The sequence below is a fragment of the Sphingomonas sp. genome, from assembly GCF_036387535.1.
Classification (GTDB): domain Bacteria; phylum Pseudomonadota; class Alphaproteobacteria; order Sphingomonadales; family Sphingomonadaceae; genus Sphingomonas_R.
In genome coordinates, this window is sequence record NZ_DASVTO010000003.1 from 1 (window position 1) to 23,391 (window position 23,391).

Here is a 23,391-nt window from a genome sequence, read left to right on the forward strand (position 1 = left end):
CCGATCCTCGTGGACCGGGACGAACATCCGCGCGCGACCACGATCGACGCGCTGGCCCGGCTGCGGCCCATCGTGCGGCCGGGCGGCACGGTCACCGCCGGCAATGCGTCCGGCGTCAATGACGGCGCCGCCGCGCTGATCGTCGCGTCGGAGGCCGCCGCTTCAGCGCACGGGCTCACGCCCCGCGCCCGCATCGTCGCGACGGTTTCGACTGGAGTTGCCCCGCGGATGATGGGCATCGGCCCCGCTCCCGCGGTGCGCAAGCTGCTGGCGCTGACCGGTGTCACGCTTGACCAGGTCGCCTTGATCGAACTCAACGAAGCCTTTGCGGCGCAGGCGATCGCGGTGCTGCGCGATCTGGGGCTCGCCCCGGACGATCCGCGCGTCAACCCGAACGGCGGGGCGATCGCGCTTGGTCATCCGCTGGGCATGTCGGGCGCGCGGATCGCGCTGACCCTGACCGAACAGTTGCACCGCACCGGCGGTCGCTATGCCATCGCCTGCATGTGCATCGGCGTTGGCCAAGGCATCGCGATGCTGATCGAGCGGGTCTGACCGCCCACGATCACGGCACGCGACGATAGGCGCACCACAAGAGCAGCAGTGACGCGCCCGTCGCGGCCAGCGTCGCCCAGGCCGCGCCGATCGGCCCCAGCCGCGGCAGCAGCAGCGCCAGCAACATCAGGTAGAACAGCGTCGCCACCCCGCGCGCCACCAGCGCCGCACCCGGCCGGCCAAGCGCCGTCAGGGCCGGCTCCAGCCCGAACCCGACCAGGTTGAGCGCGGATGACAGTGTGAGCACGACCAGCACCGGATAGGCGAACAGATAGGCCGGCCCGCCCACGAACAGCAGGATCTCCGTTCCCGCGAACCAGATCAGCACCACCGACAGCGCGCCTGCCGCCGCGCTCATCAACGCCGTCCGCTGCATCACCGGCCCCAGCGCCGCCGCACCCGAACCGACCGACAGCCGCGCGAATTCCGGGTAGATGGACCGCGCCAGCGACACGACCGGCTTGGTCAGCGCGGTACCCAGCTGCGTTGCCATCCGGTATCCGCCGGCCCCGGCGGGCCCGGCGATCCAGCCGACCGCCAGGATCGGGATCTGCTGCCACACCAGGCCGATCGACGCGGTCAGGTTGGTGGTGATCGAAAACCGCCAGATCCCCGGATTGTCGATCGTCAGCCCTTGCAGCCGCCAGCGGCCCTGCGCCATCGCGCGGGGCTTCAGTTCGCGCCAGGCCTGCACCCACATCGACACCGTCGTCACCAGCTCCGCCAGCGCCCACGCCAGCAGATAGCCCGCCAGGCCACCGTCCAGCACCCAGGCCAGCAACGTCCCGATCAGCCGGGTCGCCGGCAGGGTCAGTTCGGCATAGGCCGCCAGGTCGAATCGGTCGAACAACCGCAGCACGCCGGTCGGCGCCCCGCGCTGCCCGAACAGCAGCGACACGCCGAACCAGGCGGCCAGCGATTGCGTCTCCGGGCTCCAGCCGATCATCGGCCCGATCAACAAAGCGCCCGCCACCGCGATCACCCCGCCCACCAGCGCCGCGCCCAGGTCCAGCAGCGTGGCGAAGCCCAGCACCTGCGCGAACAGTTCGGGGCGTGCATCGGCATGATGGCGCGCGCCGTAGCGGATCACCGTCTGCCACGACTGGAATCCGACGACATTCGCCAACGCCTGCCCATAAGCCAGGATGACCGCGAACACGCCGAACCCGGCCACTCCCAGTGTCCGCGCGACCAGCGCAAGATAGACCAGGCTGAACAAGCCACCGACGCCCTTGCCGCCCAGCAGCCAGGCCGCATTCCGCAACGCCCGCCGGATCGGGCCTTCGGCCGGGGTCAGCAGGTTGGTTGCGGCGTCGGCGGTCATGGGCCGGCTCTATCGGATTAGAGGCAGATGCGAAATCGATGAGAGGGCAGGGTCCCGCATCCGCATCCGCATCCGAAAGCCGCGCTCACGTCTCCGAAGGCGCCCGCGCCTTGATGGCCAGCGCGTGCACCCGCTCGCGGAGCAGTTCGGCCAGCGGCTGATTGACCAGCCGCTGCCGCGCGACCCGGCTCTGCCCCTCGAACGCCGCCGCCACGATCTCGACCGTGAAATGGCTCTCGCCCCGCGCATCATGGCCGCCATGGCCGCGATGCTGCTCGCTGTCGTCGATCACGGCCAGCCGTTCGGGGTTCAGGGCGGCCGTCAGCCGCTGGGTGATCTCGGCCGCAACCGGCCCGGTGGTGTCCTGCATCATGCCCCCTATATAGCTTGTTTTCCGGAGAATGCAGACCTTGGCGAGTGACGGCCCGAGCGCGAAACGCAGCCCGAGATTTCATGGCCGCGTCGAAAACACCGGTCGGCTCTGCGATGCCGAGGGATGTTTCGGCGACGGGGAGTTTCGCGCACCCAACATCGAAGGCAAACGGCCCGGCTTCGACGGTCCGGGGGACTGGCGCTGGTACTGCCTGGATCATATCCGCGCGTTCAACGGCGGCTACAATTTCTTCGCGGGCATGACCACGGATGAGATCGAGGCCGCGCAGCGCCCGCTGGCGGGCTGGGAACGTGAAACCCGCGCTTTCTCCTCCACCGCGGCGGGTACGCCGAAATGGGCGGATTTCGTCGATCCGCTCGACGCGATCGGCGCAAAGTTTGCCGCCCGCATGCCGCGTGCGCGCGCCGATGGCCGCCCGTTGAGCGATGCGGACCGTCGCGCGCTGCGGGTGCTGGAACTGGAGGTGGATACCGACCGACGCACGCTGCGCACGCGCTATGCCGAATTGGTCCGTCGCTACCACCCCGATCGCAACGGCGGTGATCGCAGCCATGAAAAGGCGTTGCAGGACGTCATTACCGCCTACACGCATCTGAAGAGCGCGGCGGCCTTCGCCTGAGCCGCCCGCCCCCGCCCGGACCCGCTGCCGGGCTCAGGCGTCGAGCAGCACGTCGAACCCGCCCATCACCATCCGCTTGCCATCGAACGGCATCGGGCCGAGATCCTGCATGCGCGGGTCGGCCATCATCTTCGCATTGGCGGCGTCGCGCACGGCCTTCGACGGATATTCGATCCACGAAAATACCACCACCTCGCCCGGTTCCGCCTTCACCGCGCCGTAGAAATCGGTGTGCGTCCCGTGCGGCAGGTCGTCGCCCCAACATTCCACCAGCCGGGTCGCGCCCCATTCGCGGAGCAACGGCGCCATGGCGGCGGCATGCGCGCGGTAAACGTCCCGGTTCGCGTCCCGAACCGCCAGCACGAACCCCTCGATATACGCCATCATCGCTCTCCCGACCGGCAGGGCACCGTGAGTCGCCGGCCCGTCAGCATGCGCCGATCTTGGGCCGCGGAAAAGCCGGCGGACATTTGCGGCGCGCGGGGCGTTGCCCAACCCGAACCATGGCTCTACCAAATCCCCGACTCCGCTCTTTTGCGCGCGTGACCAGGACCGCTCAATGACCGATATTTCGAACGTACAGCCCGATAACCGTGCCGACACGATCATGGCCGCGCCGGACAGGATGGTGAAGATCCGCGAGGCGTTCGGTGTCGACAGCGACATGGAAGTGCCAGCCTTCTCGGTCGCCGACGAACGCGTGCCCGATCTCGATCCCGCTTATGTGTTCGATCCGGACACCACGCTCGCCATCTGTGCCGGCTTCGCGCACAACCGCCGCGTGATGGTGCAGGGCTATCACGGCACCGGCAAGTCGACCCATGTCGAACAGGTCGCGGCCCGGCTCAACTGGCCGTGCATCCGCATCAACCTCGACGCGCATATCAGCCGGATCGATCTGGTCGGCCGCGACGCGATCGTGTTGAAGGACGGGCAGCAGGTGACCGAGTTCAAGGAGGGCCTGCTTCCCTGGGCGCTGCAGACGCCGACCGCGATCGTGTTCGACGAATATGACGCCGGTCGCCCGGACGTGATGTTCGTGATCCAGCGCGTGCTGGAAACCGAAGGCAAGCTCACCCTGCTCGATCAGAACCGCGTGATCCGGCCAAACCCCTGGTTCCGGCTGTTCGCCACCTCCAACACGGTCGGCCTGGGCGACACCACCGGCCTGTATCATGGCACGCAGCAGATCAACCAGGGCCAGATGGATCGCTGGAACATCGTCGTCACGCTCAACTATCTGCCTGCCGCGATCGAGGCGCAGATCGTGCTCGCCAAATCCGGCGAATATGACAAGCCGGACGGCAAGAAGGTTGTCGACCAGATGGTGAAGGTCGCCGACATGACCCGCGCCGGCTTCATCGCCGGTGACATTTCGACGGTGATGAGCCCGCGAACCGTCATCAGCTGGGCGCAGAACGCGCTGATTTTCGGCGATGTCGGCTTTGCCTTCCGGCTGTCCTTCCTGAACAAATGCGACGAGGCCGAACGCGCGCTGGTTGCCGAATATTATCAGCGCGTGTTCGGCAAGGATCTGCCGGAAAGCGTGGTGGGGAAGGCATGATCCTGGCTTCCATGCCGCCTGCGGCGTTTCGAGCCGGGTGGGAACCGGTGGCGCGTGATGGCTGAACAATCTCCGCTCGACCAGTTTCGCCAGGTGCTGGGCGGTACGGCGCGTGCGCTGTCGCAGGATCCGCAGGCCGAAGTCGGCTTTACCGGCGACAGTCCCGGCCTGCTCGGCAAGCAGGCGAAGGTGCCGATGCCGGCGCGGACCCTGCCGGCGCAGGCGGTGGCGGAAGCGCGGGGTTTCGCCGACAGTGCGGCGCTGCGCCTGCGCCATCACGATGCGAAGCTGCACGGCGCGCAGGCTCCGGCCGAAGCGGTCGCGCGCGCGGTGTTCGACGCCGTGGAACAGGCGCGGGTCGAAGCGATCGGCAGCCGCGCCATGGTGGGCGTCGCCAGCAACCTGACCACCGCGTTCGAAATGCGGATGAAATCCGACCCGATCGTCCGCGCGCGCGGACGCGACGAGGTCCCGCTGGCGACCGCGATCGGATTGATGGTGCGCGAACGGCTAACCGGGCAGACCGCGCCCGCCGCCACGCTGCCCGGCCTCAACATGGTCCGCGACTGGATCGAAACCAAGGCCGGCAACGATCTCGATGCGCTCGAAATGCTGCTGGATGATCAGCATGCCTTTGCGCGCATGGCCACCCGGTTGCTGGAGGATCTGGACCTGGTCGAAGGCCAGTCACAACCCGAAGCCGATCCGGACGACGCGGGCGAGGACGAGTCCGAGGATCAATCCGAAGGCGGCGAGGAGGAGGACGAGGGCGAGGAACAGGGCGGCAGCGATTCGCAGGTCGATATGCGCGCCGAGTCAACCGAAGGCGGCGACGAGGACGGCGAGAGCGAACAGAGCGAAGAATCGACCGATTCCGACATGGACGGCGAAATGGGCGAGGAAGGGGAGGAAGGCATGATGCCGGTCCGCCCCAACCGCCCCTTCTCCGACTTGTCCGGACAGTTCGACTACGCCGCCTACACGGATACCTTCGACGAGGTGATCGCCGCCAACGATCTGTGTGACGAAGAGGAACTGACACGGCTGCGCGCCTATCTCGATCAGCAGCTGGTCCATCTTCAGGGTGCGGTGACGAAGCTCGCCAACCGGTTGCAGCGCCGGCTGATGGCGCAGCAGAGCCGCAGCTGGGATTTCGATCAGGAGGAAGGCCTGCTCGACGCCGCGCGTCTCGCCCGCGTCGTCATCAATCCCGGTCAGTCGCTCAGCTACAAGAACGAACGCGAGACCGATTTTCGCGACACGGTGGTGACGTTGCTGATCGATAACAGCGGGTCGATGCGCGGTCGTCCGATCTCGATCGCTGCGATCAGCGCGGACATCATGGCGCGGACGCTGGAACGCTGCGGCGTCAAGACGGAGATTCTGGGCTTCACCACCCGTGCCTGGAAAGGTGGGCAAAGTCGCGAGAAATGGCTGGCGGATCAGCGCCCGGCCCGGCCCGGGCGCCTCAACGACCTGCGCCATATCGTCTACAAACGCGCGGACGAACCCTGGCGCCGCGCGCGCAAATCGCTGGGCCTGATGATGCGCGAGGGTCTGCTGAAGGAGAATATCGACGGCGAGGCGCTGATGTGGGCGCATGCCCGGTTGATCGCCCGGCCGGAGGATCGCCGCGTGCTGATGGTCATTTCGGACGGCGCACCGGTGGACGACTCGACCTTGTCGGTCAATTCGGGCAGCTATCTGGAAAAGCATCTTCGCCAGGTCATCGGCTGGATCGAGAACAAGTCGCCGATCGAACTGGTGGCGATCGGCATCGGCCATGATGTCACGCGCTACTACCAGAAAGCCGTGACGATCATGGATGCCGAACAGCTCGGCGGTACGCTGGTCGAACAGCTGGCGGGCCTGTTCGACGCCTGACGGAAAGAAAGGGCCGGATCCCGCTGGACCCGACCCCTTCCGGTACGCAACGCTACACTACGAAACCGATCAGCAGCTCCGGTCGATCGACCGGCCGGCCAGCGCGCCCAGACCGCCACCGATGATCGCGCCGGTGGTACCATCGCCGCGGCCATAATAGCCGCCGCTGCCCTGACCGATGGCGTTGCCGAGCAACCCGCCGGCGATCGCACCGATGATGGTACCGCCCGTACCACGATCGCAGCGATAGCCACGGCCATAGCCACGGCCGGCATAGCGACGGCCATAACCGCGCCGATCATCATAGCCGCGCGGTCCGTCATAGCCGCGATAGCCCCGATCATAGCCGCGGCCGTCGTGACGACCGTACCCGCGATACCCGCGGCCGCCGTCATAATATTGCACCGGAACCGGCGCGTCGTAGCCCGGCCCGCCATATTGCGCATTCGCCGCCGTCGGCGCGATCGCCACGGTCGCGGTGGCGACGGCGCCCAGCATGAACATCTTTCCAAACATCTCTGCGTCTCCTGGACCGTCTATGACGCGGTGATGCCACCAGTCCCGTGGATCGACCCTGAACGACACCGTTAGCGGAGGTTCAGCTTGAAGGCGTTTTGGGGCTTTCCGCCCATCGCCGGAACGATCACAAGGCGCCGATGCGTCCGGGCCCCCTTCTCGTCCTGCCACTGCTGCTGCTGGCGCATGGCGCATCCGATCGCGCCGTCTACGATCCGGCGGGTCCGATCTATGCCACCCCGATTGCGCTGGACCAGGATGCGCCCGGCGCGGTGCGGGTCGGTCGGCTGCGCTTCCTGCGCGGTTGGGTGCTGCATTCCCCGAACATCGCCTTTGGTGGGCTGTCGACCATGATCGCGAATGATGCCGGCCGCTTCGTGGCGGTGGGGGACACCGGCACCATATTCCGGTTCGGGATGGACGATCGCGGCACGGTGGGACCGTCATCCATCCGCGATCTTCCGGGTACGCTGCCGGAAAAGCGGCTGAACGACACCGAATCGATGACCATCGACCCGGCCACGGGCCGGATCTGGATCGGCTATGAGGTACGCAACATCGTGCGTCGCTTCGATCCCGCGGTCCGGCGGATCACGGCGGATCTGGCCCCTGCGGCCATGCGCGACTGGCCAAGCCCGACCGGGCCCGAATCGATGGAGCGGCTTTCCGACGGCCGCTTCGTCATCCTGTCGGAGAATGCGCCCGTCGACGGCGTTCCGCGCGGAAAGCAGGCGCTGCTCTTCGCCGGCGATCCCACCGATCCCGCCACGGTCGTGACACGCTTCACCTACCGCGCGCCGGCCGCCGGCTTCTGGCCGACCGACCTGCGGCAATTGCCGGACGGGCGCCTGCTGGTGCTGCATCGCAAATTGTCGATTCGCGACGGTTTCGCCGCATCGCTCTCCATTGTCGATCCGCGTGCGATCCATGCCGGTGCGGTCGTCACAGGCCGTGAAATCGCGCGACTGCGGCAACCGCTGACGATCGATAATATGGAGGCGCTGGCCGTCACGCGCGAACGCGGCCGAACGATCATCTGGATCGGGTCCGACGACAATTTCCTGTGGCTGGAACGCACCTTGCTGTTCAAGTTCGCGCTGATCGACTGACGAGAAAAACCCCGCGCGGCTCAGCCGTGCGGGGTTTTTTCTGTCCCTCGTCCCCGACCTGTAAGGTCCGGGGGGGGGCGGGTTCAGGCCGCCTTCTTGGCGATCTGCCGCTTCAGACGGCGGGCGCGCAGCGACAGCTTGTCCTCACCGGTCTTCAGCAGCCAGTTGTCCAGCCCACCGACATGCTCGACGGACCGCAGGCCGTGCGTCGATACGCGCAGCTTGACGCTCTCGCCCAGCGCATCGGACATCAGCGTCACATTCTGCAGGTTCGGCAGGAACGTACGCTTGGTCTTGTTGTTGGCGTGCGACACATTGTGTCCCACCTGACGGCCTTTGCCGGTCAGCTCGCAGATGCGCGACATGGTTGTATCCTACGGTGTTCGGGGTTGCCCAGAAAGTCGCGGCGGATAACCGGCATGGTCGCTTCCGTCAACCGAAATGCCGTTCCGTGCCCAGGATCGGCAATCGTTTCGATCATGCAACCGATTCGTACAAGGCTCGTTTCCCCGCCAGTTCACAAGACCAACAGGAGGAATGGGATGGCCGACAATTACAGGACCGAACGGCGCGGCGGGGGCGCGGGGCGCACGATCCTGATCATTCTGGTGGTGGCGATCCTGGTCGTGATCGTGGCGCTGGCAACCGGAATGATCAACCTGAGTTCCCAGGGCGGCGCGCTGCCCAAGGTCGAAGTGCAGGGCGGCGCCTTGCCGAAGGTCGACGCGGATGTCGGCTCGATCGACGTCGGCAGCAAGAGCACCACCGTGGAAGTGCCCAAGGTCAAGACCGAGACCGAAACCGTCAAGGTTCCGACGCTGGACGTCGAAAAGGCGAAGTAAGCGGTACCGGACCGGAGCAGGATCATGACGTTCATCCGCATTCTCGCGGCGATCCTGCTCCCACCGCTTGCGGTGTTCCTGACCCGCGGCTTGCGCCGGGATTTCTGGATCGCGGTGGTGTTGACGCTGATCGCGTTCGTGCCAGGCATGGTATTCGCCCTTTATGTTGCCCTGACGGATCGTCGCGCCGTGGCCTGACAGGCGGGCTTCCGGTCGATAAGACGGGGCCATGCCCTTTCCGCTCCCGCTGCCGATGCGCCGTGCGCTCGATCTTGCCAGCGTCTGCATGGATGCGGGAGAAGTGCCGGTCGGGGCCGTGATCACGCATCGCGAAACAGGCACGATCATCGCCACCTCCGCGAACGCGATGCGCACCAACCATGATCCGACCGCGCATGCCGAAATCCTGGCGATCCGCGCCGCTGCGGCCGCGCTGCGCACCAGCCGCCTCGACGATTGCGACCTGTGGGTGACGCTGGAACCGTGCGCGATGTGCGCGGGCGCGATCGCGCTGGCGCGAATCGCACGCCTCTATTTTGCGGCACCCGATCCGAAGGGCGGCGCCGTCTTGCACGGCCCCCGTCTCTTTGCGCAACCCACCTGTCATCACCGTCCGGAAATTCACGACGGAATTGGTGAAACCGAAGCCGGTCAACAACTTAGGCACTTTTTCGCCAGCCGGCGCTGACGATCGCCCATGACCCGGTACTGGACCGTGATCCGCATCGGCGGACCAGTCCCACCTGGGCCATTGCCAAATCCTTCATCATTTCGGATGAATAGCGCCCTGTCCGGGGGGAAAAGAGTTGGGGGCAACTGCCTTGTGGCTGCTGTCGAGCGCGCGGGTCGAACTTGCCTTGTTCGCCGCCATTGGATTCCTCATCTTCGGGATCGAACATCTGCTGTTCGACGGCATCTGGCTGGGGCGTGAAGGGTGGCGCGCCGCCACCGTCTATCTCCGCTATGACCGCACCACCGTCGCCACGCTGGACCCGCCGCTGCGCCCCGGCCGCTTCGCGATCCTGATCGGCGCATGGGACGAAGCGGCGGTGATCGCGACCACGCTGGCGACAGCGATCGCGCGCTGGCACGGCGCGAACTATCGCATCTATGTCGCGACATACCCCAACGATCCCGCGACCACCGCGGAAATCGAGCGGGTCCGCCAGCGGGATCCGTCGGCGGCCGCACTGATCCGCATCGTGCCAGGCGACCGCGATGGCCCGATCACCAAGGCGGAGGCGCTCAACCGCGGGTACGCCGCACTCTGCGCGGACGAGGCGACGTCGGGTCTGCTCTACAAGGCCGTGATCCTGCACGACGCGGAGGATTATGTGTCCCCGCACGAACTGCGGCTGTTCGACATGCTCACCGAACGCTTCGCGCTGGTTCAGATCCCCGTCCGCCCGCTCAAGCGCCCCGGCCACCTGGGTGTCGCGGGTCACTATCTCGATGAATTCGCGGAAGCGCACGGCAAACAGCTGGTCGTCCGCGAAGCCATGGGTGCCAGCGTACCCTGCGCCGGAACCGGATGCGCCATCGGCCGCACCATGTTGTCGGCGCTGGCTGCCCAACGGGGCGGCGCGCCGTTCGACGGCGATTCGCTGACCGAAGACTATGAGCTGGGACTGCGGATCGGGCGGCTGGGCGGTCGCGGCATCCTGGCGCGGATGCTGGATCGCCCTGGGGGCACCCTGGTCGCGGTCGAGGCCTATTTCCCCCATCTGGGCCGGGACGCCGTGCGGCAGAAGGCGCGCTGGGTGACCGGGATCGCCCTGGCCGGCTGGGACCGCATGGGGTGGCAGGGCGGCGTCCGCGAAACCTGGATGCGGTTTCGCGATCGTTCCGCACCGCTCGCGGCCGCGGTGCTGGCGGCCGGCTATCTCGCCATCCTGCTGATGCTGGTCGAAACGGCGGTCGCCTGGACACAGGGGCGGCCCGGCCCGATCCTGGCGGAGCTGCGGACGCCGCTGGGAAGGATCCTCCTGTTTCTGCTCGCCTGGCGGCTGGCGATGCGCGCGTTGCTGGTCGGGCGGCTCTACGGGCCGGGGGAGGCGCTGCGCTCGCTGCCGCGGATGGTCGTCAGCAATCTGGTCGCGATCGCCGCGGCCGCGCGCGCACTGTGGCGGTATGCCGCGCACGCACCGCCGCGATGGGACAAGACCGCGCACAGCCTGCCGCCCGAGGCATGAACGGCTCCCGCTCCGTCCGCGCGCTGATCGTCACCCTCACCACCTATGGCATCGGCCGCACGCTGATCGTCTGGGCGCCGGCTTGGTGGCCGGTCGCTGTTCAGACCGCGCTGCCGCCGGCGCAGGCGGCCATGCCCATTCCGGCGCCGGCGGCACCCGCTCTTCCTCCCCGCGGCAGGGCCATTCCTCCGACCTTTCCGAGCACGCGTCCGCAAACATCGGTCGGCCCACCTCTCCACATCGCCCTGCTCGCCGACGCGCCCGCGCCGATGGCCGCGACGATATCGCTCGTGAGGATAGACGTTCCGCCTGCCCAAGCCATTGAACAGGCCGGTGCAGCCGCACCCCCGGCCGTGGGCCCGGTGATCCCCCGCATGTCATCCGCGTCGCGCTGGTCGGGCTATGCGTATCTTTTCCATCGTCGTGACGCGACGTCCACGCCGCTCGCGCCCGGTGGCCAGATCGGTGGCGCACAGGCGGCGGCACGGATCGCCTACCGCCTTGATGATACCGGACGGGTCGCCGCCGCCGCGCGGATCGCGACTCCGCTGCACGGGCTGCGTCAGGCGGAGGTCGCCGCGGGACTCGACCTGCTGCCGCTGCCGGGCCTGCGCGTGTCGGTCGAACGTCGCCACGCACTCGGGCCGCGCGGGCGCAACGCCTGGTCCGCATATGCGGCCGCCGGCGTGTTCCGCAGCGTCGCGCCACGGGTCGAGCTGGACGGCTATGCGCAGGCCGGTCTGGTCGGCACCCGGGCGCGGGATCCCTTTGCCGACGCGGCCCTCCGCCTCAGCCACCGGACGGGGATGACGGACGGGACCGACCTTCGCATCGGTGCGGGTGCCTGGGGCGCGGCACAGCCGGGGGCGACACGGCTCGATATCGGCCCGCGCGCCGCCGTTACGGTCCGCGCCACCCGCCTGCCCGTGACGCTTGCGATCGAAGGGCGCTTCCGCATCGCCGGGCGCGCCCGGCCGGGTAACGGCGCGGCGCTCACCCTCGCCACCGATTTCTGACGTCGTAATTCTGATTTCCGGATGATCCCATGCTAAGGGACCCTCCATGTCGATGCTGTCCGGCCTGATCCTGTCCGCTGTCGCGATGACGCTGATCGTCGCGATCCGCTATCTGATCGTGTCCGGCGGGTTCGCCTTTGCCACCCGGCTACGCGCGCCCGGCCTGTATGCGGGTCAGCATGGCCAGATCCGGCGTGAACTCTTCTGGTCGCTGGTCTCCGCGGCCATCTACGGCGTGCCGGCCGGCGTGATCGCCTGGGGATGGCGCGAACATGGCTGGACCCGGGTTTACACCGATCTCCACGCCTATCCGCTGTGGTGGCTGCCGCTCTCGATCCTGCTCTGCCTGATCGCTCATGATACCTGGTTTTACTGGACGCATCGCTGGATGCACCGGCCAAAGCCGTTCAAGCTGGCGCACGCCGTCCACCATGCCAGCCGCCCGCCCACCGCCTGGGCGGCGATGAGCTTTCATCCGGTCGAGGCGCTGACCGGTGCCGTGGTCATTCCGACACTGGTCTTCGTAATTCCGCTGCACCCGGCCGCGCTAGGCGTTGTGTTAACCATCATGACCCTTATGGGTGTGACCAACCACATGGGGTGGGAGATGTTTCCGCGCCGCCTGGTCAACGGCGCCGCCGGACGTTGGCTGATCACCGCCAGCCATCACGAACGGCACCATGCGCAATACAGGTGCAACTATGGTCTCTATTTCCGGTTCTGGGACACGGTTTGCGGCACCGATCGCGGCCTGGGCGACTTCTCCGCGAAACCTGCCAAGACGCGCCCGGAAACCCGCGCTGCTGGCGGCGACGCTGGCATTGCTGCCGGGGGCTAGCCCCGCGGGGCGGGTCGATCTCGGCGTATCGGGTCTGCGCTCCATGCGCGGCGACGTCATGGTCTGCCTCACCACCGCGCCCGATCATTTTCCGGATTGTCAGGATGATCCCGCCGCCCGCAAGCTGAAGGTGCGCGCGACCGCCGCCGGCGCACTCCGGTTCGATTGGCTGCCCTCGGCGGACTATGCCATCGCGTTGATCCATGACGAAAACGGCAATGGCCGGCTCGATACCTTCGTCGGCATGCCGCGCGAAGGGTTCGGCTTTTCCCGCAACCCCGCCATCCGCTTTGGCCCGCCCCGTTTCGACGCGGCGCGCTTCACGGTCGCCGGTGGGCCGGCCACGGCCGAGCGGGTGAAGGTCAAATATCTGCTTTGATCACAGGGCCGACACGCCTACACTCGCCATATCCCCGGGGGACCGCGCGTCAGCGGTTGAGAGGTGGCTGTCCGGCCACGACCCGCTGAACCTGATCCGGCTGACACCGGCGTAGGGAGGGAGCGGGCAACCCCGTCCGCGCCCCGCCTCCGTCCAGCCTATACGGAGAGCATCATGGCCGACATCCCTGCCCGCACCGAAATGACGGTCACGACCGGCCCGATTCGCGGCAGCCGCAAGATCCATGTCGGCCCGCTGAGGGTTGCGATGCGGGAAATCCTGCTCGATCCGCATTGCGGGGAGCCGCCGCTCCGCGTCTATGATCCGTCCGGCCCGTATACCGACGGCGATGCCACGATCGACATCATGGCCGGCCTGCCCGAACGCCGCGCCGAATGGATCCGCGCGCGGGGCGATGTCGAGGAGGTCGACCAGCGCGAGGTCCGGCCCGAGGATAACGGCCTGAAAGGTCCGGACCGCTCCGGCGGGGTCCAGCCCTTCCCGAACGTCCGCCGCCGTGTGCTGCGCGCCAAGGCCGGCGCGAATGTCAGCCAGATGCACTATGCCCGCCGCGGCATCATCACGCCCGAAATGGAATATGTCGCGATCCGCGAAAATCTCGGCCGTGCCGAACTGCGGGAGAAGGCGGCCCGCGACGGGCAGGATTTCGGGGCTTCGATCCCCGATTATGTCACCCCCGAATTCGTCCGGGACGAGGTCGCCCGCGGCCGCGCCATCATCCCGTCCAACATCAACCATCCCGAATCCGAACCGATGGCGATCGGCCGCAATTTCCTGGTCAAGATCAATGCCAACATCGGCAACAGCGCGGTCGCGTCCGATGTCGCGGCGGAAGTGGACAAGCTGGTCTGGTCGATCCGCTGGGGCGCGGACACGGTCATGGATCTGTCGACCGGCCGCAACATCCACGACACCCGCGAATGGATCATGCGCAATTCGCCGGTCCCGATCGGCACCGTACCGATCTACCAGGCGCTGGAAAAGGTCGGCGGCGTCGCCGAGGACCTCACCTGGGAAATCTTCCGCGACACGCTGATCGAACAGGCCGAACAGGGCGTCGATTATTTCACCATCCACGCCGGCGTCCGCCTCGCCTACATCCCGATGACCGCGAAGCGCGTGACCGGCATCGTCTCGCGCGGTGGCTCGATCATGGCGAAATGGTGCCTCAGCCATCACAAGGAGAGCTTCCTCTACGAACGGTTCGAGGAGATCTGCGAGATCATGAAGGCCTATGACGTGGCCTTCTCGCTCGGCGACGGGCTTCGCCCCGGATCGATCGCCGACGCCAATGACGAGGCGCAGTTCAGCGAGCTCGCGACCCTCGGCGAACTGACGCAGATTGCGTGGAAGCATGATATCCAGGTCATGATCGAAGGGCCCGGCCATGTGCCGATGCACAAGATCAAGGCCAATATGGACAAGCAGCTGGAGGCGTGCGGCGAAGCGCCCTTCTACACGCTCGGGCCGCTCACCACCGACATCGCGCCCGGTTACGATCATATCACCAGCGGCATCGGCGCGGCCATGATCGGCTGGTTCGGCTGCGCGATGCTCTGCTACGTCACGCCCAAGGAGCATCTGGGCCTGCCCGACCGCGACGATGTGAAGGTCGGCGTCGTCACCTACAAGCTCGCGGCCCACGCCGCCGATCTCGCCAAGGGCCACCCCGCCGCGAAGCTCCGCGACGACGCCCTCAGCCGCGCGCGCTTCGAATTCCGCTGGCGCGACCAGTTCAACCTGTCGCTAGATCCCGATACGGCGGAAAGCTATCACGACCAGACCCTGCCCGCCGAAGGCGCCAAGACCGCGCATTTCTGCTCGATGTGCGGCCCCAAATTCTGCTCGATGAAGATCACGCAGGAGGTCCGCGACTTCGCCGCAAGGCAGAACGCACCGGCCGACACCTTCATCGCCGCCACGTCGGAAGCGGAAGCCGAACAGGGCATGGCGGAGATGCGCGACAAGTTCCGCGAAAAGGGCGGGGAGATCTACCTGCCGGCGGAGTGAAAAGCTGGGCTGGCGGATGACCGTCTCGACGCGGTGCCGGTCTCGACGTGATGAAGCCTCACCCCTCCAGCATCGCCACCGTCACCCCCAGCGCCAGGGCGATCCTGGCCCGGGTGGTGGCGGTGCCGTGGCCGGCGCCCATTTCGATCCGGCTGATCCAGACCCGACTGACGCCCGCTGCGGCCGCCAGTGCGTGCTGGCTGAGGCCGCGGTGCGCGCGCCAGGCGGCGATCGGGTGCTTGCCGGCGGCGATAGCCGCGGTCACCGGCGGCGGCGGGGCGGCGGCGAGCGCCTGCATCGCCAGCGCACGCAGCCGGTCATAGATGTCGGCGGGCACCATCACCATCGCGCGGCCCTTCGCATCGGTGAAGCGGATCAGCGGGTCGTCCATAGCATCCGTTCCGTTACCGTGCCCGCCACCACGCAAACGCGGCCTGCTGCTCCGCCACCACCATCGCCCGGGCCGCCGGCCCGGTCCAGTCGCCGCGATGGTCCAGCATCGCCGCACGTCCACCGGCCCACCAGCCCTGACCCGGCAGGCCGTCGCTGGCCCGCACCACCAATACCGCAAGGCCCGGCTCGCCCGCGGCGCGGCCGTCCTCGTCGATCCGGTCCATCGTCCGGCACAGCGCGCGCATCCGCGGGCGGGTAAAGCGCAGCCCCAGCGCGGCCAGCATCTCGGAATAGCTGAGCGCGGTCCCGGTACGCGCCGCCATGATCAGCAACCCACGCACCCGCTCGACATCGCCGATCCGGCTTGCGACATCTGTGCCATCGATCCCGTCATCCCACATCGGAGCAGCATAGCATGAGTGAAGCCGGAACCATCCGTATCGGCATCGGCGGCTGGAGCTATGATCCCTGGCGCGGCACCTTCTTTCCCGAAAAACTGCCCAAGACCCGCGAACTGGAACATGCCGCCACGCGGCTGACCGCGATCGAGATCAACGCCACTTATTATGGCCGGCAGAAACCCGAAACCTTTGCGAAATGGGCGGCGTCGGTTCCCGATGGCTTCCGCTTTGCGGTCAAGGCGTCGCGCTATGCCACCGCGCGCAAGATCCTGGCAGACGGCGCCGAATCGGTGGCGATGTTCCTGGATCAGGGACTGGAACGGCTGGAGGACCGGCTTGGACCGGTCCTGTGGCAATTGCCGCCGACAAAGGCGTTCGATCGCGAGGATCTGGCGCGATTTCTGGCGCTGCTGCCCGCCGACATCGGCGGCCGCCCGGCGCGGCATGTGCTGGAAGCGCGACATGCCAGCTTCGATGATCCGGCGGCGTTGGCGCTGCTGCGCGACCACAATATCGCCATCGCCCATGTCGACCGCCCGGACGCGCCGGCGATCGCCGAACGCACCGCCGACTTCGCCTATGCCCGGCTGGAACGTGCGGTGGCGGCGGAACCGGCCGGCTATACGCCGGAGGCCCTCGATCATTGGGCAACGGTCGCGCGGGAATGGGTTGCCGCCGGCGACGACGCCTATCTGTTCTTCATCGCGGGCGACAAGGTACGTAATCCCGACGCGGCGGAGGCGATGATCGCGCGCGTCGGCCGGTGATGGCGCGCTGTCGTCACGCCACCCCGATCCGCTGGAGGGTCGCTTCGTCGCGGACGCCCCCGAACAGCCGGTCGATTGCCGCACCAAATGGTTCGTCCGGATCGCCCGCCATCGCAAACAGGGTGAGCGACGACCGCAGCTTCATCGCGTCGACCGTGCCGAACACCTCCGTTGCCGGCCGATCGGGGATAGCCGCGACACAGGCGCGCAACCGCGGGCCCAGCAGCGGATGCGCCAGATACGCCCGGGCCTCGATCAAGGACGTGATCGCATACGTCTGCGTCATCGCGCTGCGGCCCAGCCCGGCAATCTGTGGGAAGATGAACCACATCCAGTGGCCGGTTTTCCGCCCGGCGCGGATTTCCCGCACCGCGCCGTCATACACCGCGGCCTGCGCCGTCACATAGCGATTCAGCGCCGGCATGCGCGGTTCAGCGCACGATCACCCCGCGCCAGAACGCAATCCGGTCGCGGATCTCCGCTGCGGCGGGCTTCGGCTCGGGGTAATACCAGGCGGCGTCCTGATTCTCCGCCCCGTCGACGACGATGCTATGATATCGGGCGGTGCCTTTCCACGGACAGACGCTGGTCCGCGCGCTGTCCTGCAACACGCCGGGCATCACCGCATCGCGCGGGAAATAGGCATTGCCTTCGACCGTCACGATATCGTCCGATCGCGCGATGACCTGTCCGTTCCAGACCGCTTCCGTCATGCCCGTCTCCCGATCCGGATGCAGTCCCGCATCCGATGCCCGCGTTATCGCGTCACGCCGGCCCGGTCCAGTTCCGGTCCCAGCCGCCCGGTCAGCCACAGGCCCCACATCCGGAAATCCGCCGCCAGCGACCAGATCGGATGCCGGAATGTCGCCGGCCGGTTATGCTCCACCAGATAATGCGCGCTCCAGGCGAAGCCATAGCCGGCGATCGGCACCAGCCACCACAGCCAGGATCGGCCCGACAGCGCTGCCGCCAGCACCAGCAACAGCGTCAACGTGGTGCCGATATAATGCAGGGCACGCGTCCGCGGCCGCGCATGTTCCCGCAGATAATATGGCCAGAACGCGGCGAAACTCTCCATCTGCCCTCTCCTTGCCATCGCGCCAGGATCATCCGACGGCGACGTCGCCGGCACGCTCAGTGTTCGCGGGTCCGCAGGTAGAGATATTCGGGATCGAACTCCGCCAGACGGGTCAACCCGGCCAGATCCTGGATCGATACCTCACCTTGCCGGAATTCCATCAGCCCGCGATCGCGCAGTTCGCGCAGCATGCGGTTGACGTGCACCGGCGTCAATCCGGTCGCGTCGGCCAGATCGATCTGGGTCAGCGGCAGCTTGAACCCTTCGGCATTCACCATCCCCACCACGTCCAGCCGCGCGCGCAGTTCGCAGAACAGATGCGCCAGCCGGGCGACCGCCGATCGCCGCCCGACCGACAGGATCCATTGCCGGTGGATCGCCGCGTCCAGCAGCGTCGAAAACCACAGCATCCGCGTCAGGTGCGGGAACCGTTCGCTGATCTCGCGCAACCGCGCATGCGGAAAGATCGCGATCCGCGCCGGCGTCAGCGCCGCCAGATTATGCTCCAGATGCTTCAGCAGGAAACTGTGCAGGTCGGCGAAGTCGCCCGGAACGTGCAACGCCACGATCTGACGCCGTCCATCGCGCAGGTCCTTGTAACGGCACAATATGCCTTCCAGCAGCAGGTTGCTCGTGGTCTGCTCCACACTCTCGCGCACCACGATTTCATGAGGTCGATATTCGCGGACTTCCGTAAAGGCTTCGATCAGGGCCTTGCGTTCGAAATCGGCCAGAACGTCACGCCGTTCCAGCTTGCGGATCAGGCTCTCAATCAAATGCCGCGCCCTTCTATGTCCCCATGGCCAGCCGGTCTCCGCCGCCCGGTCCTCCATTCCCTGTTCCCCTATTGTCCGGCCTCGTGGAGATGGTCAACTGGCTGGAACGCCGCTTTGGCCTGCAACTGCATTGAATTTCGGGACAGTCCTGATCGACGTTAATTTGTTCAGCATCGCACGGAACTTGACAAGCTCGGCGCCCGTCAGCTGTGACGTGGTCATGAAGCGGATCGTTGCAGGGTTGACCGCGACAGTATTGCGGTAGACTTCATAATGCAGGTGCGGCCCGGTCGACAGGCCGGTCGACCCGACATAGCCGATCACCTGCCCCTGCACGACATGCGCGCCCGGCCGCGCCACGATCCGCGACATATGGCCATAGCCGGTGCCCAGGCCGCCGCCATGGCGCAGCTGCACGAAATTGCCATGCCCGCCATGCCAGCCGGCATAGCTGACGATGCCGTCCGCCGCCGCCACGATCGGCGATCCATAAGCCGCCGCGAAATCCATCCCGCGATGGAAGCGGGAAAATCCCAGCACCGGATGGCGGCGCAGTCCGAAGCCGGATGACAGCCGGCCGATGACGGGCGCCTGCATCACGCCGCGGCGTTCGCCCAACCCGGATGCCTCATACCATTGCCGCCGCCCGTCGAGGGTCCATTCCAGCAACTGCATCCGGCGACGCCCCTGATCGAGCCCCGCATAGAGCAGCTTGCCGGTTTCCGTTTCCCCTGTCGCGGCCCGGCGATGTTCGACGATCATGTCGAACCGATCATCGGCGCGGACGTCACGGCCCACCATGATCCGCGACCCTAACGCGCGCAGATACGCCTCGACCGTCTTCGGCGTCGCCCCGGCCGCGCGCGCCGCCAGATAGAGGCCCGCGCCGACCCGCCCCTGGATGCGCAGCGGCGTTTCATCCACCGCGATCGGTGTCCGGATCAACCGCAGCTGTCCGTTCACCCGTACGACGCGCAACGTCAGGTCGAACCGCGCGCGAAACGCCAGCGCATCGATCGGTCGTGCCTGTGCCCGGTTGACGCGCCGTCCCAGCGTCATGTCCATCCGCGTGCCCGACGGGATCCCGCCCAGCGGCACGATCTGCCCGACCATTGCGGCCACCGCGGCGGCTTCGCCCGATCCCACGCCCGATCGTTCCAGCACCCGCGCAAACCCGTCGCCGCGGCCCAGCGTGGCGGTCAGGTCGATCGCGGGTCGTTCGGGCGTGTCCAGCAGGGGCCGCACGGCCGTGGTCGGCGCCATCCGCCGCCCGGTATCCGCGCCCAGCGCCAGCGGCGCGATCGCCAGCGCGCGGGCCTCCTGCCACTGCGCCTCGGTCAGCGGTGCCGGCGCTTCCGCCGACAGCGTGGGAAAACTCGGCCAGAATGCCAGCGCCGCCGCACACAGCGCGGTACAGCTTGCCAGTCCCCGCCACCATTCGCGGCTGCCGATCCGGGCGCCCAGGTCGACGACCAGATCGAGGTCGGCGACATGATCCTCGAACCCGCGCTGCCACGCGAAGCCGCGCACCGGACGAATGGCCGGGAGGTTCAGCACCGCCGCGCCCCCGCCCCCTCCGCTTCCCGGTTCGCTGATCCGATACAAGGCGCGTGCTTCCTGACGGTTGGCGCAAAACGGAAGGCCCTGCCCGTTCGGCGATCTCCGCCCGTGTCTGGACCCGCAGGGTTAAAGTCAATTTAACGAAACGCCGCCGGAGTCGCGGTTGCGACCGACCGATGGCTTTGGCGGCATGAAGCGTGGAACGATTGCGGGACGATCGTGACGATATCGAACGGCTTGCGTTTCGACGTGCGCGCCCCGACATTCATGCCATGGCATCGTCGGACAGCAGGCTCGTCGCGGTCCTTGGGCCGACCAACACCGGCAAGACCCATCTCGCGATCGAACGGATGTGCGCGCATTCCAGCGGTATGATCGGATTCCCGCTGCGCCTGCTGGCGCGCGAGGTCTATGACCGGGTGGTGCGGATCAAGGGCGAACGCTCGGTCGCGCTGATCACGGGCGAGGAGAAGATTCTGCCGCCGGATGCGCGCTGGTTCCTGACCACCGCCGAATCGATGCCGCTCGACCGCGACTTCGCCTTCGTCGGGCTGGACGAGGCGCAGCTCGGCGCGGATCCCAGCCGCGGCCATGTCTTCACCGATCGTCTGCTGCGCGCGCGCGGGCGGGACGAAACGATGATCCTCGGGTCCGACGCGCTGCGTCCGATGCTGAAGGCGTTGACCCCGTCCCTCGACATCATCTCGCGCCCGCGTTTCTCGACGCTCCGCTTTGCCGGATCGACCAAGCTGTCGCGGTTGCCGCCGCGCTCCGCGATCGTCGCCTTCTCGGCGGAGGAGGTCTATGCCGTCGCGGAGATGCTGCGTCGTTTCCGGGGCGGGGCGGCGGTGGTAATGGGCGCGCTGTCCCCCCGCACCCGCAACGCGCAGGTCGCGATGTTCCAGGCGGGCGAGGTCGACTATCTGGTCGCCACCGACGCGATCGGCATGGGCCTCAACATGGATGTCAGCCATGTCGCCTTTGCCTCGCTCCGCAAATATGACGGCAAGCGTCAGCGTCGACTGACCGTCGCGGAAATGGCGCAGATCGCCGGCCGCGCTGGCCGTCATCAGCGCGACGGCACGTTCGGCACGCTCAGCTTCGAAGGATCGCGCGGCGCCGCGTTCGAGGAGGAGGAGGTGCATGCGATCGAGGAACACACCTTCCCTCCGCTCGAACAGCTGTTCTGGCGGGAGGGACAGCCGGATACGACATCGGTCGACACATTGATCGCCGATCTGGAGCGCAAGCCCGACGCCCGCGTGCTGCGTGCCGCGCCGGAGGCGATCGACCTGGCCGTGCTGAAACGATTGGCGGAAGAACCGTGGGTGCGGGACCGGGCACGCGGCGACCGCATGGTTCGGCGGCTATGGTCCGCCTGCGGCCTGCCCGATTTTCGCAAGACCGGGGCCGACCCGCACGGCCGGCTGGTCGGCCGGATCTACCGTCACCTGACCGAGGACGACGGCCATCTTCCCGCCGGCTGGTTCGCAGAGGAACTGGCGCGGCTCGACAATGTCCAGGGCGATGTCGAAACCGTGGCGGACCGGATCGCCGGCGTCCGCACCTGGGCCTATATCGCCCACCGCCCCGACTGGTTGCAGGATCCGCCGAAATGGGCGGAGCGCACCCGCGAACTGGAGGAGCGGCTGTCGGATGCGCTGCACCAGCGGCTGACCCAGCGCTTCGTCGATCGCCGTACCGCCGTGCTGATGCGCGATCTGGGCGCAAAGGGGATCGACGCACTACCCGTCGCGATCGGCGACGACGGCACGGTATCGGTGGCGGACGAGCCGATCGGCCGGCTGGAGGGTTTCCGCTTTCACGTCGATCCGGATGCGAAGCTGCTCGACAAGAAACGCCTGCTCGCGGCCGCCGAACGTCGACTGGGCACCACGCTGGGGGATCGCGCGCGGCTGCTGGCCGCCGACCCGGACGACTGGTTCACGCTCGCCACCGATCCCGGCCGGCCGGTCGCGATCTTCTGGCGCGGCGATGTCGTGGCGCGGCTGGAACGCGGGCGCAGTGTGCTGGCGCCGCGCATCGTCCTGCACCGCGCGCTCGATCTGCTGCGCACTCCGGACCGGATCCTGGTCGAGGATCGGCTGGTCGCCTGGCTGATGACCACGCTGGACCGCGTGTTGCGACCGCTGTCCGCGATCGCGCGCGGTGCCACCGATCCCGCACGCGCCGCGTCCCTGCGCGCGCTGCTCGCCCCGCTGGTTGAATCCGGCGGCACGATCGAACGTGCGGCGATCGCCGGGACCGTGACGGCGCTGGACCGCGACGATCGCCGTGCGGCGCAGGCACTGGGACTGCGGATCGGCACGATGGACGTCTTTCACCCCGGCCTGCTCAAGCCCGAACCGATGCGTTGGCGACTGGCGCTGGCCGCGATCCGGGAGGGGACGGTCATGCCCGGCTGCCCCGCGCCGGGTGCGGTCGCACTACCCACGCCCGACACGGCGGAGGCCGAAGCCGCCTTCCTTCGCGCCGGGTTCCGCCCGCTGGGGGCGCAGATGCTGCGGGTCGACATGGTCGAACGGCTCGCCCGGATCGCGCATGACGCCCGGCCGGAGGCAAAAGGCGGGCGCGCGCCGTTCCAGCCCGATCCGGCGCTGCCGATCTCGCTTGGGCTTTTGCCCGACAGCTTTGCCCGGCTGATGCAGGTGCTGGGGTTCCGGCCCGCGCCCGATGGTTGGGTCTGGCGTGGCCAACGGCCTGCGCCGGTGCCGGTGCTGCTGCCGCCGCGACCGGGCAACGCGTTCGCGGCGCTGGCGGCGCTCCGGGCGGGCCATGGCTGACACCGGGCTGCGCCTCGACAAGTTCCTCTGGTATGTGCGCATCGCCAAGACGCGCAGCCTGGCCGCCGATTTGGCGGCGCACGGTCATATCCGCATCGACGGTCGCCCGGTTGCCCGCGCGCACGCTCCGGTCCGGATCGGCAATGTGCTCAGTTTCCCGCTCCACGGCCGTGTCCGGATCCTGCGCGTGGCGGCGATCCCCGACCGCCGCGGCCCCGCGCCCGAAGCGCAGGCCTGCTATGTCGATCTGTCGCCGCCGCCCGTCACGCCGGACAGCAATCCGACGCCGGAAATCGCACCCGCATATCCTGGCTTCCTTGCCGCAAAGCCCGCCATTGGTTGACGCGCC

27 protein-coding genes, 1 pseudogene and 1 riboswitch are annotated in these 23,391 nt (G+C 67.6%); of the genes and pseudogenes, 16 read left to right on the top strand and 12 right to left on the bottom strand.

Annotated elements, in window-relative coordinates; all coding sequences use genetic code 11:
* Positions 1-555 (top strand): annotated as a pseudogene (locus VF649_RS00395) (acetyl-CoA C-acyltransferase); the annotation flags it as partial.
* 10 nt (positions 556-565) lie between these two features.
* On the opposite strand, the gene VF649_RS00400 reads toward VF649_RS00395, so the two are convergent.
* On the bottom strand, positions 566-1,879 hold the full coding sequence (locus VF649_RS00400) for a lipopolysaccharide biosynthesis protein (RefSeq protein WP_331009974.1): 1,314 nt from the start codon (positions 1,877-1,879) through the stop codon (positions 566-568).
* Between the two features lie 85 nt (positions 1,880-1,964).
* Positions 1,965-2,252 (bottom strand): BolA family protein, encoded by a 288-nt coding sequence (locus VF649_RS00405; RefSeq protein ID WP_331009975.1) that lies wholly within the window; start codon positions 2,250-2,252, stop codon positions 1,965-1,967.
* Between the two features lie 28 nt (positions 2,253-2,280).
* On the opposite strand from VF649_RS00405, the gene VF649_RS00410 reads away from it, so the two are divergent.
* Entirely contained in the window at positions 2,281-2,892 is a 612-nt protein-coding gene (locus tag VF649_RS00410; RefSeq protein ID WP_331009976.1) for a J domain-containing protein, read from the top strand.
* Positions 2,893-2,925: 33 nt separating this feature from the next.
* On the opposite strand, the gene VF649_RS00415 is transcribed toward VF649_RS00410, so the two are convergent.
* Complete coding sequence (locus tag VF649_RS00415; RefSeq protein WP_331009977.1) at positions 2,926-3,276, bottom strand: DUF1428 domain-containing protein; 351 nt, start codon at positions 3,274-3,276, stop codon at positions 2,926-2,928.
* Positions 3,277-3,451: 175 nt separating this feature from the next.
* On the opposite strand from VF649_RS00415, the gene cobS reads away from it, so the two are divergent.
* Together cobS and cobT are read left to right on the top strand one after the other, a co-directional pair.
* A complete protein-coding gene (gene cobS / locus VF649_RS00420) occupies positions 3,452-4,456 on the top strand; it encodes a cobaltochelatase subunit CobS (protein ID WP_331009978.1) in 1,005 nt (334 codons plus the stop codon).
* A 57-nt stretch (positions 4,457-4,513) separates the two neighbouring features.
* The gene (gene cobT, locus VF649_RS00425; protein ID WP_331009979.1) at positions 4,514-6,340 is read left to right on the top strand and encodes a cobaltochelatase subunit CobT; all 1,827 of its coding nucleotides are present in this window, start codon (positions 4,514-4,516) and stop codon (positions 6,338-6,340) included.
* A gap of 69 nt (positions 6,341-6,409) precedes the next feature.
* Here cobT and VF649_RS00430 read toward each other — a convergent pair whose 3' ends face one another.
* Positions 6,410-6,856, bottom strand: a complete 447-nt coding sequence (locus tag VF649_RS00430) for a hypothetical protein (protein WP_331009980.1) — start codon at positions 6,854-6,856, stop codon at positions 6,410-6,412.
* 140 nt (positions 6,857-6,996) lie between these two features.
* On the opposite strand from VF649_RS00430, the gene VF649_RS00435 reads away from it, so the two are divergent.
* Positions 6,997-7,965 carry an esterase-like activity of phytase family protein gene (locus VF649_RS00435; RefSeq protein WP_331009981.1) on the top strand — a complete coding sequence of 323 codons (969 nt, stop codon included), beginning with the start codon at positions 6,997-6,999 and terminating at the stop codon, positions 7,963-7,965.
* 83 nt (positions 7,966-8,048) lie between these two features.
* On the opposite strand, the gene rpmB is transcribed toward VF649_RS00435, so the two are convergent.
* The gene (rpmB, locus tag VF649_RS00440; protein WP_331009982.1) at positions 8,049-8,330 is read right to left on the bottom strand and encodes a 50S ribosomal protein L28; all 282 of its coding nucleotides are present in this window, start codon (positions 8,328-8,330) and stop codon (positions 8,049-8,051) included.
* Between the two features lie 177 nt (positions 8,331-8,507).
* Here rpmB and VF649_RS00445 point away from each other — a divergent pair, with 177 nt between their 5' ends.
* From VF649_RS00445 to thiC, 8 genes are all read left to right on the top strand, one after another.
* Positions 8,508-8,807: a hypothetical protein gene (locus VF649_RS00445; protein ID WP_331009983.1), complete on the top strand. Its 300-nt coding sequence runs from the start codon at positions 8,508-8,510 to the stop codon at positions 8,805-8,807.
* A gap of 24 nt (positions 8,808-8,831) precedes the next feature.
* Positions 8,832-9,005 carry a YqaE/Pmp3 family membrane protein gene (locus tag VF649_RS00450; protein ID WP_331009984.1) on the top strand — a complete coding sequence of 58 codons (174 nt, stop codon included), beginning with the start codon at positions 8,832-8,834 and terminating at the stop codon, positions 9,003-9,005.
* Between the two features lie 31 nt (positions 9,006-9,036).
* Positions 9,037-9,495 carry a nucleoside deaminase gene (locus tag VF649_RS00455; RefSeq protein ID WP_331009985.1) on the top strand — a complete coding sequence of 153 codons (459 nt, stop codon included), beginning with the start codon at positions 9,037-9,039 and terminating at the stop codon, positions 9,493-9,495.
* 118 nt (positions 9,496-9,613) lie between these two features.
* Positions 9,614-10,999 carry a glycosyl transferase family protein gene (locus VF649_RS00460; RefSeq protein WP_331009986.1) on the top strand — a complete coding sequence of 462 codons (1,386 nt, stop codon included), beginning with the start codon at positions 9,614-9,616 and terminating at the stop codon, positions 10,997-10,999.
* On the top strand, positions 10,996-12,015 hold the full coding sequence (locus tag VF649_RS00465) for a hypothetical protein (RefSeq protein ID WP_331009987.1): 1,020 nt from the start codon (positions 10,996-10,998) through the stop codon (positions 12,013-12,015). Before VF649_RS00460 ends, VF649_RS00465 begins: the two co-directional genes overlap by 4 nt.
* Before the next feature lie 52 nt (positions 12,016-12,067).
* Positions 12,068-12,853: a sterol desaturase family protein gene (locus VF649_RS00470; RefSeq protein ID WP_331010015.1), complete on the top strand. Its 786-nt coding sequence runs from the start codon at positions 12,068-12,070 to the stop codon at positions 12,851-12,853.
* Positions 12,837-13,232, top strand: coding sequence for a DUF2141 domain-containing protein (locus tag VF649_RS00475; RefSeq protein ID WP_331009988.1), 396 nt, complete (start codon positions 12,837-12,839; stop codon positions 13,230-13,232). The genes VF649_RS00470 and VF649_RS00475 overlap by 17 nt, the downstream gene beginning before the upstream one ends.
* Positions 13,233-13,257: 25 nt before the next feature.
* Positions 13,258-13,367: riboswitch (TPP riboswitch) on the top strand.
* 39 nt (positions 13,368-13,406) lie between these two features.
* On the top strand, positions 13,407-15,263 hold the full coding sequence (thiC, locus tag VF649_RS00480; protein WP_331009989.1) for a phosphomethylpyrimidine synthase ThiC: 1,857 nt from the start codon (positions 13,407-13,409) through the stop codon (positions 15,261-15,263).
* A gap of 58 nt (positions 15,264-15,321) precedes the next feature.
* On the opposite strand, the gene VF649_RS00485 is transcribed toward thiC, so the two are convergent.
* A complete protein-coding gene (locus VF649_RS00485; RefSeq protein WP_331009990.1) occupies positions 15,322-15,654 on the bottom strand; it encodes a helix-turn-helix transcriptional regulator in 333 nt (110 codons plus the stop codon).
* 13 nt (positions 15,655-15,667) lie between these two features.
* Positions 15,668-16,057 (bottom strand): ribose-phosphate pyrophosphokinase, encoded by a 390-nt coding sequence (locus VF649_RS00490; RefSeq protein ID WP_331009991.1) that lies wholly within the window; start codon positions 16,055-16,057, stop codon positions 15,668-15,670.
* 14 nt (positions 16,058-16,071) lie between these two features.
* Between VF649_RS00490 and VF649_RS00495 the strand changes: the two genes are divergently transcribed.
* Positions 16,072-16,824 carry a DUF72 domain-containing protein gene (locus tag VF649_RS00495; RefSeq protein WP_331009992.1) on the top strand — a complete coding sequence of 251 codons (753 nt, stop codon included), beginning with the start codon at positions 16,072-16,074 and terminating at the stop codon, positions 16,822-16,824.
* A gap of 13 nt (positions 16,825-16,837) precedes the next feature.
* On the opposite strand, the gene VF649_RS00500 is transcribed toward VF649_RS00495, so the two are convergent.
* The 5 genes from VF649_RS00500 to VF649_RS00520 form a co-directional block, all read right to left on the bottom strand.
* Positions 16,838-17,248, bottom strand: coding sequence for a DUF1810 domain-containing protein (locus tag VF649_RS00500; protein WP_331009993.1), 411 nt, complete (start codon positions 17,246-17,248; stop codon positions 16,838-16,840).
* Positions 17,249-17,255: 7 nt separating this feature from the next.
* The gene (locus VF649_RS00505; protein WP_331009994.1) at positions 17,256-17,537 is read right to left on the bottom strand and encodes a DUF427 domain-containing protein; all 282 of its coding nucleotides are present in this window, start codon (positions 17,535-17,537) and stop codon (positions 17,256-17,258) included.
* Positions 17,538-17,581: 44 nt separating this feature from the next.
* Positions 17,582-17,902, bottom strand: coding sequence for a DUF962 domain-containing protein (locus VF649_RS00510; protein ID WP_331009995.1), 321 nt, complete (start codon positions 17,900-17,902; stop codon positions 17,582-17,584).
* 56 nt (positions 17,903-17,958) lie between these two features.
* The gene (locus VF649_RS00515; RefSeq protein WP_331009996.1) at positions 17,959-18,678 is read right to left on the bottom strand and encodes a Crp/Fnr family transcriptional regulator; all 720 of its coding nucleotides are present in this window, start codon (positions 18,676-18,678) and stop codon (positions 17,959-17,961) included.
* A gap of 93 nt (positions 18,679-18,771) precedes the next feature.
* Positions 18,772-20,235 carry a M23 family metallopeptidase gene (locus VF649_RS00520; protein WP_331009997.1) on the bottom strand — a complete coding sequence of 488 codons (1,464 nt, stop codon included), beginning with the start codon at positions 20,233-20,235 and terminating at the stop codon, positions 18,772-18,774.
* Between the two features lie 275 nt (positions 20,236-20,510).
* Between VF649_RS00520 and VF649_RS00525 the strand changes: the two genes are divergently transcribed.
* A complete protein-coding gene (locus tag VF649_RS00525; protein ID WP_331010016.1) occupies positions 20,511-23,042 on the top strand; it encodes a helicase-related protein in 2,532 nt (843 codons plus the stop codon).
* Entirely contained in the window at positions 23,035-23,385 is a 351-nt protein-coding gene (locus tag VF649_RS00530) for an RNA-binding S4 domain-containing protein (RefSeq protein WP_331009998.1), read from the top strand. The genes VF649_RS00525 and VF649_RS00530 overlap by 8 nt, the downstream gene beginning before the upstream one ends.
* The last annotated feature ends 6 nt before the right edge of the window (positions 23,386-23,391 follow it).